Source organism: Flavobacterium sp., from assembly GCF_044373165.1.
Taxonomy (GTDB): Bacteria; Bacteroidota; Bacteroidia; order Flavobacteriales; family Flavobacteriaceae; genus Flavobacterium.
Window position 1 is genome coordinate 1 of record NZ_JBILQL010000088.1, and the last position, 9,557, is coordinate 9,557.

At 39.6% G+C, this 9,557-nt stretch carries 7 protein-coding genes; 5 read left to right on the plus strand and 2 right to left on the minus strand.

Annotated features, from left to right (window positions below):
* Positions 1-148: 148 nt before the first annotated feature.
* Both rseP and ACIQ32_RS10220 read right to left on the minus strand, forming a co-directional pair.
* Positions 149-1,495 carry an RIP metalloprotease RseP gene (rseP, locus tag ACIQ32_RS10215; RefSeq protein WP_396195593.1) on the minus strand — a complete coding sequence of 449 codons (1,347 nt, stop codon included), beginning with the start codon at positions 1,493-1,495 and terminating at the stop codon, positions 149-151.
* A gap of 77 nt (positions 1,496-1,572) precedes the next feature.
* Positions 1,573-3,492: a M1 family aminopeptidase gene (locus ACIQ32_RS10220; protein ID WP_396195594.1), complete on the minus strand. Its 1,920-nt coding sequence runs from the start codon at positions 3,490-3,492 to the stop codon at positions 1,573-1,575.
* Positions 3,493-3,669: 177 nt separating this feature from the next.
* On the opposite strand from ACIQ32_RS10220, the gene serS reads away from it, so the two are divergent.
* From serS to mgtE, 5 genes are all read left to right on the plus strand, one after another.
* Positions 3,670-4,941 (plus strand): serine--tRNA ligase, encoded by a 1,272-nt coding sequence (gene serS / locus ACIQ32_RS10225; RefSeq protein WP_396195595.1) that lies wholly within the window; start codon positions 3,670-3,672, stop codon positions 4,939-4,941.
* A 78-nt stretch (positions 4,942-5,019) separates the two neighbouring features.
* Positions 5,020-6,798, plus strand: a complete 1,779-nt coding sequence (locus ACIQ32_RS10230; protein ID WP_396195596.1) for a tetratricopeptide repeat protein — start codon at positions 5,020-5,022, stop codon at positions 6,796-6,798.
* Positions 6,799-6,860: 62 nt separating this feature from the next.
* Complete coding sequence (locus tag ACIQ32_RS10235; protein ID WP_396195597.1) at positions 6,861-7,172, plus strand: DUF4286 family protein; 312 nt, start codon at positions 6,861-6,863, stop codon at positions 7,170-7,172.
* A gap of 1 nt (position 7,173) precedes the next feature.
* Positions 7,174-7,953, plus strand: a complete 780-nt coding sequence (gene rsmA, locus ACIQ32_RS10240; protein WP_396195598.1) for a 16S rRNA (adenine(1518)-N(6)/adenine(1519)-N(6))-dimethyltransferase RsmA — start codon at positions 7,174-7,176, stop codon at positions 7,951-7,953.
* Complete coding sequence (gene mgtE / locus ACIQ32_RS10245) at positions 7,943-9,295, plus strand: magnesium transporter (protein ID WP_396195599.1); 1,353 nt, start codon at positions 7,943-7,945, stop codon at positions 9,293-9,295. The genes rsmA and mgtE overlap by 11 nt, the downstream gene beginning before the upstream one ends.
* Positions 9,296-9,557: the final 262 nt, after the last annotated feature.

Genomic DNA, 9,557 nt, shown 5'->3' on the forward strand with positions numbered 1-9,557 from the left:
TTGGGCTCGAACCAAGGACCCTCTGATTAACAGTCAGATGCTCTAACCAACTGAGCTAAGGAGGAAGATGTTATATCTTTTAAGCGGTTGCAAAGATAGAACGAATTTTATTTTTTGCAAATAAAAACGAATAAAATTTCAAAAAAAATTACTTGCCGACTATAGCTTTGTAAATGTCGTTTCCGTTGGCAAACAACAAAAGTGAAATAAGTAGTACAAAGCCAACCAATTGCGCTTTTTCCATAAACTTATCACTTGGTTTTTTACCCGAAATCATTTCGTATAATAAGAACATCACATGACCTCCATCTAAAGCTGGAATAGGCAACAAATTCATAACGCCTAACATAATTGACAGCAAAGCGGTAATGCTCCAAAACACTTCCCAACTCCAACTATCAGGAAAAACATTGTAAATGGCGTGGAACCCGCCAACGCCTTTGTAGGCTCCGGTACTTGGATTGAATATTTTTTTTAATTGTTGCCAATAGTCAACCAATTGACTTTTACCCTTATCAATTCCTACCGGTATAGATTCAAGAAAGCCATACTTTTCAATGGTAAATTTATAATAGCCCAGTTTTTCTAAATTGCTTTCCGTTAATGAAGCCAAACCCACTCCAAGTTTACCCTTGTTGTTTACTTCTACAACTACCGGAACTTCCTTTTGATTTCTGATCACAACAGCATTGATCTTTTTACCTTTACTCGCCTCTAAAACAGGAGCCGCTTGATCAAAATACTTAAACTTCTCTCCGTTTAATGAAACAATGATATCTTTTTCTTTAAGCTGTGCTTTATTCTTTGAATCGTCAGCAAAACCGCCAACAACAAAAGGCATTCTGAGTACAATGATGTTTTTTTTGTTTTCATCTATAAATTGTCCTATAAAATTTTCAGGTAAGTCAATTTCTTTGTCCAACCCATTTCTATTGACTACAACTTTATTTGACATCAAAATAGCGCCGCTGATCGCAGGTGTAAACCGCTCTATTTTTTTTCCGTCAATAGATACTATCCTGTCACCCGTTTTTATTCCGGCCTTTTCTACTACCGGATTTGTTACCCAAATACCATCTTTTATCGAATCACTTTTAATGTATTTTTCCCCATAGTAAAAAGTCATCCCAATATAAATGATGAAGGCCAAAATAAAATTCACTGTAACACCACCCAACATAATAATCAAACGTTGCCAAGCCGGTTTGGAACGGAATTCCCACGGTTGTGGTTCTTGCGCCATTTGCTCGGTATCCATGCTTTCATCAATCATTCCGGAAATTTTTACATAACCGCCTAGAGGCAACCAACCGATACCGTACTCGGTCTCTCCGATTTTCTTCTTGAGTAATGAATATTTGATGTCAAAAAATAAATAGAACTTCTCTACCCTAGTTTTAAATAATTTAGCCGGAATAAAATGGCCTAATTCGTGAAGAATGATAAGTATTGATAAACTCAGTAAAAACTGAGAAAGTTTGATTGCAATTTCCATGTGTTAAACTGTCATTTCTTTTAAACGCACAAAAGTAAGGTTTTCACCTTACTCTAGCATATATTATTCGTCTTTGATTATTTTTTTATGAATTTTTTATGATAGGTTCCTTTAGAAGTATGAATATCTATATAATGAACTCCCGCTGACAAGCCACTTACTTCAAAATCTAAGTTGGTATTCTCCAAAACCTTTTGTCCTAAACTATTGTAAACCACCACTTTTTCTAAAACCATAGTATCAGGCATCTGAATGTGCAAATCGGCACTGCTTGGGTTAGGATACAATACTACTGCCCGGTCTAACGAAAATATTTCATTACTCAAAGTAACACTCGAGTTTCTGGAAATCAAATGCACTTCTGGATCAAATTGAATATTGGTCACCTCAAACGGAACACTCATTATAAACTCTTGTCCATTGGAAGTATTATTTAAAACCAAATCAGCTGTCTCGCCATTCGGGCCAAAAACCCTAACCGGAATAGGCATTTCAAAAAAGCTTACCGAAGTATGCGATTGGGTTTGATTGACTACAAAACGAGCCTGACCCGAACCCCAATTTTGAACACTGATACTGTAAGTCGGATATCCTTGATTGTACACCCAGTCGTTAAAAAACTCTGTTAAACTTTGTCCGTATTCGGCTTCTAAATGTGCTTTTAAATCGGTGGTTACCGCATAATCAAAGGCCAAATTCGAATCCGCCAAATAATTTCTAATGGCCTGGAAAAAAGCAGTATCACCCATTTTAAAACGCAACATTTCCAAAACCATTGCGCCTTTATTATAACTTATGCGGCTGTTGAAAATCCTTCCAACATCGGTCAGTTGTGCATCTGTTAAGTAAAGATTACCTGTTGGACTGGAAGTTATAAAACTAACCATCCCGGCTTTTTGTGAAATGAAAGCATTAGGACCGTCTAAGTGCTCAATCACCAAAGCGGATAAATAAGTAGCAAATCCTTCGTTCAACCAAATATCCTTCCAAGTGCCACAAGTAATTTTATCGCCAAACCATTGGTGAGCCAATTCATGTGCAATTAAACCGCGGCTAAAATTCCCCATAAATGAAACCGTTGTATGCTCCATACCTCCTCCCCAACCAAATTGAGCATGGCCGTATTTTTCATTTCTGAACGGATAAGGTTCAAATGTTGTCTCAAAGAAATTCATTATTGGCAACGTTTGATCCAAAGCAGTCACAGCAGAAGTATAACTTTCCGGATAAATATAATTCACTATCGGAAAGGTATTAGGTGCCGTTCCCGCAGTTTGAGTGTATACTTGATAGTTGGTTACCGCAAAAGCTATTAAATATGCAGGTATAGGATAACCATGGTGAAAGTGAGTCGTTTTGGTACCGTTAGCATTTACTACTTGAGATTGCTCCACACCGTTAGCAGCACTTACATACTGATTGGGAGCCGTAATATAAACATCTGTCGAACTAATTTTATCGCTCAAATCTTGTTTGCAAGGCCACCAATCACGCGCACCGTAGGGTTCGGATAATGTCCACATTCCGGCAGCTCCCGAATGCACATTTATCGCAAAAGCTTCAAACGCATTTTGTGGCGGCGCTCCCGAATAAATCATTTCTACCGTTGCCGAATTTCCGGTGGTTAAAGTGTTTGGAAGTGTGATCACCAACTCATTGCTACCGTTCTGTACAAAACTCAAATTAGTCGCTCCTTGTTTGACAGCGGTAACAACCAACTCATTGGCCAAATCAAAAGTCACGGTATTCATATTACTCAAGGCGGTAAATGAAGTGGTCACCTTTCCGCTGATAAAATAAACTGCCGGATCAACAGTAAGTTCTAACTTATGATAGGTCACATCATAATTGAGCGTATTGGCATTGGCTTGAAAGTTCATGGTTCGTGAAGCCGATCTCATTTCAACGGCTGCAATATTGTTGGTTTCTAAAACATCCTTTTGGGCAAAAACCGATGAAATAGTCAAAAAAAACAGTAAAACGTATAGCTTTTTCATAGTAAGCAATTGAATTGCTGCGAATATAACAATAATTGAATTAAGCTTATGCCAAACAATTGATAAAATAAAACCCGAACACTTTAATTGTGATCGGATTACAATGCAAGTTTTTAAGCATCCCAAAGGTTTTATCAAACATTTCATTAAATTTGCGTGCTTATAAAGAAAACCGACATGTTACAAATTAGTTACATCAGAGAAAATAAGGAAAAAGTGCTGGCCGCTTTAGCCAAAAGAAACATGGACGCTACCGCCATTGTAGAAGAGGCCATCCAATTAGATGAAAACCGAAGAAGCACCCAAGTGGCGCTCGATAATACTTTGGCAGAAGCCAACAAACTTTCATCCGCAATCGGTGAAATGATGAAGAACGGTGAAAAAGCCAAAGCTGAAATCCTAAAACAAAAAACGAGTCAACTCAAAGAAACAAGCAAAGAATTGGCCGAAAAACTCGAAGGTTATGCCAACGAATTACAACAAAAAATGTATTTGTTGCCCAACACTCCGGCCGATTTAGTCCCGCAAGGAAAATCAGCCGATGACAATTTGAACGTGTTTCAAGAAGGCGACATACCGGTATTGCACGAAGGCGCTTTACCGCATTGGGATTTGATTAAAAAATATGACATCATCGATTTCGAATTGGGCACTAAAATCACCGCACCCGGATTTCCCGTGTACAAAGGCAAAGGAGCCAAACTACAGCGTGCCTTGATTTCGTATTTCTTAGATAAAAATACCGAAGCCGGCTACCAAGAATTCCAAGTACCACACTTGGTGAATGAAGCTTCAGCATACGGCACCGGACAATTGCCCGATAAAGAAGGACAAATGTACCATGATGCCAAAGACGATTTGTATCTAATCCCTACCGCTGAAGTTCCGGTGACTAATATTTATCGCGATGTGATTTTACAAGAAAAAGAGTTGCCGATTTTAGCCACCGGTTATACGCCGTGTTTCCGAAGAGAGGCCGGTTCTTGGGGCGCGCACGTTCGGGGTTTGAACCGTTTACACCAATTCGACAAAGTAGAAATTGTTCGCATCGAACACCCTGATAATTCTTATGAAGCTTTAGATGGCATGGTAGACCATGTAAAAACATTACTAAGAGAACTAAAATTACCATACCGCATTTTACGCTTGTGCGGTGGCGATATGGGATTTGCATCGGCCATGACCTACGACTTTGAGGTGTTTTCAACCGCGCAAGATCGTTGGTTAGAAATCTCTTCGGTGTCTAACTTCGAAACCTATCAAGCCAATCGTTTGAAATTGCGTTTCAAAGGAAAAGACGGCAAAACCCAATTGGCTCATACCTTAAACGGAAGTTCTTTGGCTTTGCCACGCGTGTTGGCCGGAATCCTGGAGAATTACCAAACTCCGGAAGGTATTGTTATCCCGGAAGTGTTAAGACCTTACACCGGTTTTGACATCATTAACTAATAACGTTAATCTTTAGCAAACAATGTACTAAACGAACACAAAAAGTGTTACTTTAGTACATTGTTGTTTTACTGAGTCATGAAAAAATTGCTTGCTGTTATCGTTTGTTTTATATCACTTTGGGGCTTCGCTCAAAATGAGCAATTGGCCAACAATTACTTTGACCGGGGCGAATTTGAAAAAGCTTTAGTGAGTTATGAAGACCTCTTGAAAACCCAACAAGGCAACTCCAATTATTTCCAAAAAGTAATTGAATGTTACCAACAACTGCAACAGTATGACAAAGCTGAAAAAGCCCTTCAAGCCCGATTAGACAAATACCGTCAAAACAACTTACTGATAGAATTGGGGTATAATTATCAATTGCAGAAAAACCAGGAAAAGGCCAATAAATATTACGATCAAGCCATTGACAAAATCAAGAAAAACGCTCCGGAAGCCTACGGATTAGCGTATACTTTTGAAAGAAAAGCGTTGTTTGATTACGCTCTTTTGGCTTATAAAACGGCTTTAGCAACCGACGCAAAATTGAGTTTTAACTTTCAAATGGCCATGATTTACGGTCAAAAAGGCGAAACCGATTTGATGATAGAAACTTATTTGTTGGAAGCCTATCAAAATCCGCAAAACTTACCCATCATCCAAAATCAGTTGTCGCGATTCTTGACTGAAGATGCCGATGTTACTTTTAACGATAACCTCAAAAAAGCCTTACTGCTTAGAGCGCAAAAAACCCAGGATGTCTTTTGGAACGATTTTTTGAGCTGGTTTTTTGTCCAACAAAAAGAATACGGCAAAGCCTTTATCCAACAAAAAGCCATTTACAAAAGAAACCCAGATTCGTTCAGCAACATAGTCAATTTGGCTCAAATGGCTATGAGCGACAACGACCAGGATTCGGCTTCGGAAATCTTGACCTTCGTTTTGGAAAATACCAACGATTTGGAATTGCTTATTCAAGCGCATTCTTATTTATTGGACATGAAAATTGAACGAGCCACAGCAAAAGACTACGCAGAGATTACAGCCAGTTTAGACAAATTAATCAAAGAATTCGGGGTAAGTCCGTATACCTTGGAGTTGCTGGAATTGGAAGCTGATTTTACCGCCTTTCATTTGAACAATCCCGAAAAAGCCAAAACCATTTTGAAAAATGCCATGGAAATGCCGGTGAATCGTTACCAGTTGGCCGATTTGAAAATGCAATTGGCCGATATTCTTTTGTTTGAAGAAAAATTCAACCAAGCCTTGATTTACTATTCGCAAGTTAGCGAAGACATGAGCGGCGATGTTACCGGACAAGAAGCACAACTCAAAACAGCCAAAACCAGTTACTACAAAGGTGATTTTGAATGGGCTTCCCACCAACTGAAAGTCCTCAAATCGGCTTCTACTCAATTGATAGCGAACGATGCCTTAGATTTGTTCTTGCTCATCAGCGATAATACGGTGGAAGACTCAACCCAAGTAGCTTTGAAAAAATTGGCCCGTGCCGATTTCTTGTTGTATCAAAACAAAAAACCGGAAGCCTTAGCGCAATTCCAACTCATTTTAAAAGAGCACAAAGGAGAAGAAATCGAACCGGTGACTTTACTTCGTCTTGGAAAAACCTATGAAAAAATGGGTGATTACACCAAAGCATTAGAAAATTATACCAACATACTAAACAACCACAAAGACTGTATTTACCGTGATGAAGCTTTGTTCTATTCGGCCGAAATTTACAATGTGACTCTCAAAGATGCTGAAAAAGCAAAACCTTTGTATGAGGAAATCATCTTCAAGCACGAGGACAGCATTTACTTTGTCGACTCGAGGAACAAATACCGAAAACTGCGCGGTGATACTAATTTATAGTGATCAGAAAACAGAGATATCATTCTGAAATCTAAAATCGTTAATCAAAAATCTAAAATCCCATGATACTTTACAACGTTACCATCAACATACACGAAAGCGTACACGACCAATGGATGCAATGGATGCAGGAAAAACATATTAAAGACGTGTTGGCTACCGGAAAGTTTTCAGCCGCTCGTATGGTGAAGGTTTTAATCGAAGAAGAAATGGGCGGCACCACTTATTCCATCCAATATACCACTAATAGTAAAGAAACATTGCAACGCTATTATGAGGAAGATGCACCCAGATTACGAGAAGAAGGGCTTCGGTTGTTTGGCGACAAAATGTTGGCATTCCGAACGGAATTGGAATTGATAAGCGATCATTAAGATGAGCCAAGTAAAAGCCAAAAAACACCTCGGGCAACATTTCCTTACCGATGAAAGCATTGCCAAAGACATAGCCGACACACTAGGGTTGCAAGGCTACGATAACGTATTGGAAATCGGTCCGGGTATGGGTGTGCTGACCAAATATTTGTTAGACAAACCCATTACCACTTACGTCATCGAAATCGATACGGAATCGGTCGATTACCTCAATGCTCACTATCCTAAATTACACGGAAAGATTATCTCAAAAGATTTCTTGAAGTACAACATCAACGAAGTGTTCAATGGCCAACCTTTTGCCATCACCGGCAATTTTCCTTATAACATTTCATCGCAAATTGTCTTTAAGTGTTTGGAATTGCGCGAGCAAGTACCGGAGTTCACGGGAATGTTTCAAAAAGAAGTAGCCGAACGCATCTGTGAAAAAAAAGGCAGTAAAACCTATGGCATCTTGTCGGTTTTAGTCCAAGCTTTTTATGAGGCAGAGTATTTGTTTACCGTACATGAACATGTGTTTAATCCGCCACCAAAGGTCAAATCCGGTGTTTTGCGTTTGCGTCGAAAAGCCAATTTTACCTTACCTTGCAGTGAAAAGCTGTTCTTCTCAGTCGTTAAAACCGGATTTCAACAACGCCGAAAAACCCTGCGAAACAGTCTAAAATCCTTTAATTTGTCAGATAATTTAAAAGAAGATAGTATCTTTGACCTCCGTCCGGAACAACTCAGCGTTGAACAGTTTATCGAACTCACCCAAAAAATAGAAGCCAATGCAGTTTAAAATCAGCAAAGAACTTTTAGCACAAATTGAGCAACTCATCCACTCCAAAAACGATGCGGAGTTGGAAGTATTGCTCAACGACCTGCACCATGCTGATATTGCCGAGATTTTCGAAGAATTGGAAATCGCAGAAGCTACTTATATTTTCAAAATTTTAGACAGCGAAATCACCGCAGAAATCTTACCGGAACTCGAAGATGATCTGCGCGAGAAAATCCTCCAAGGCCTTTCTGCCAAAGAAATTGCAGAAGAACTCGACGAATTAGACACTGATGACGCCGCCGACATTATAGCGGAACTTTCGCAAAGCAAAAAAGAAGAAGTAATCTCGGAGTTAGAAGACGTAGAACACGCCAAAGACATCGTCGATTTGTTGCGCTACGACGAAGATACTGCCGGAGGTTTGATGGGGAAAGAGCTGGTAAAAGTCAACGAAAACTGGAACGTACTAACCTGCGTTAAAGAAATGCGCATCCAAGCAGAAAACGTAACCCGCGTTCACTCGATTTACGTCGTTGATGATGAAAACCGTTTGAAAGGTCGCTTGTCGTTAAAAGACTTGTTAACCACTTCCACCAAAACACCTATCAGTCAAGTATACATCAAAAAAGTAGATTACGTAAGGGTTGACACGCCTAATACTGATGTGGCACGCATCATGCAGAAATACGACTTGGAAGCCATACCCGTAGTAGATGAAATGGGCCGATTAATGGGTAGAATTACCATCGACGATATCGTAGACGTGATTAAAGATGAAGCCGACAAAGATTACCAGTTAGCGGCAGGTATCTCACAAGACGTAGAGGCCGACGACAGCATTATTGAACTCACCAAAGCGCGTTTGCCATGGTTGGTTTTAGCCCTTTTAGGCGGATTCATCTCTGTAGAAATGCTCGGACTTTTCGAAGGTGCCATGAAAGAACATTACAAACTCTTCTTCTTTACACCGCTTATTGCCGCGATGGCCGGAAACGTTGGCGTACAATCATCAGCGATTATTGTACAAGGTTTGGCCAATCAATCCATCAGCGGTTCGATCTTTAACCGTTTGCTCAAAGAAATCTCATTGAGTTTGTTAAATGGTGTGATCTTGGCCTCTATCCTGTTTTTAGGCAGCCATTTTTTATTAGGCGTGGAAACCAAAATCGGATTAATTGTAACCGTAGCTTTGGTTTCGGTAATTATCATCGCCTCGCTTATCGGAACCTCAATTCCGTTATTGCTCAACAAGTTTGGCATCGACCCGGCTTTGGCCACCGGACCATTCATCACCACCAGCAATGACATTTGCGGGATTTTAATTTACTTTTCTATAGCCAAATTGATTTTAGGGTTTTAATCAAACTTACTTAAAAGAAACATTTTAAGTAGGAGCACACCTTTGGTCTTTCTTTCACTCCTGCTCCCGCTATCCGTTACAATCTCTACGAGGATTTCCACTCCTATCGGGGCTAGATTCGCGTTAGGTAGTTCATTAGATCAAACACACCACAAGTACTCACACATTGATACATTGTTACATTCCATAATAACCATAAAAAAAACACCCGCTCATCTAAACGGGTGTTTTTTTTATTTTCAATTGGTCTATCGTTTTAACG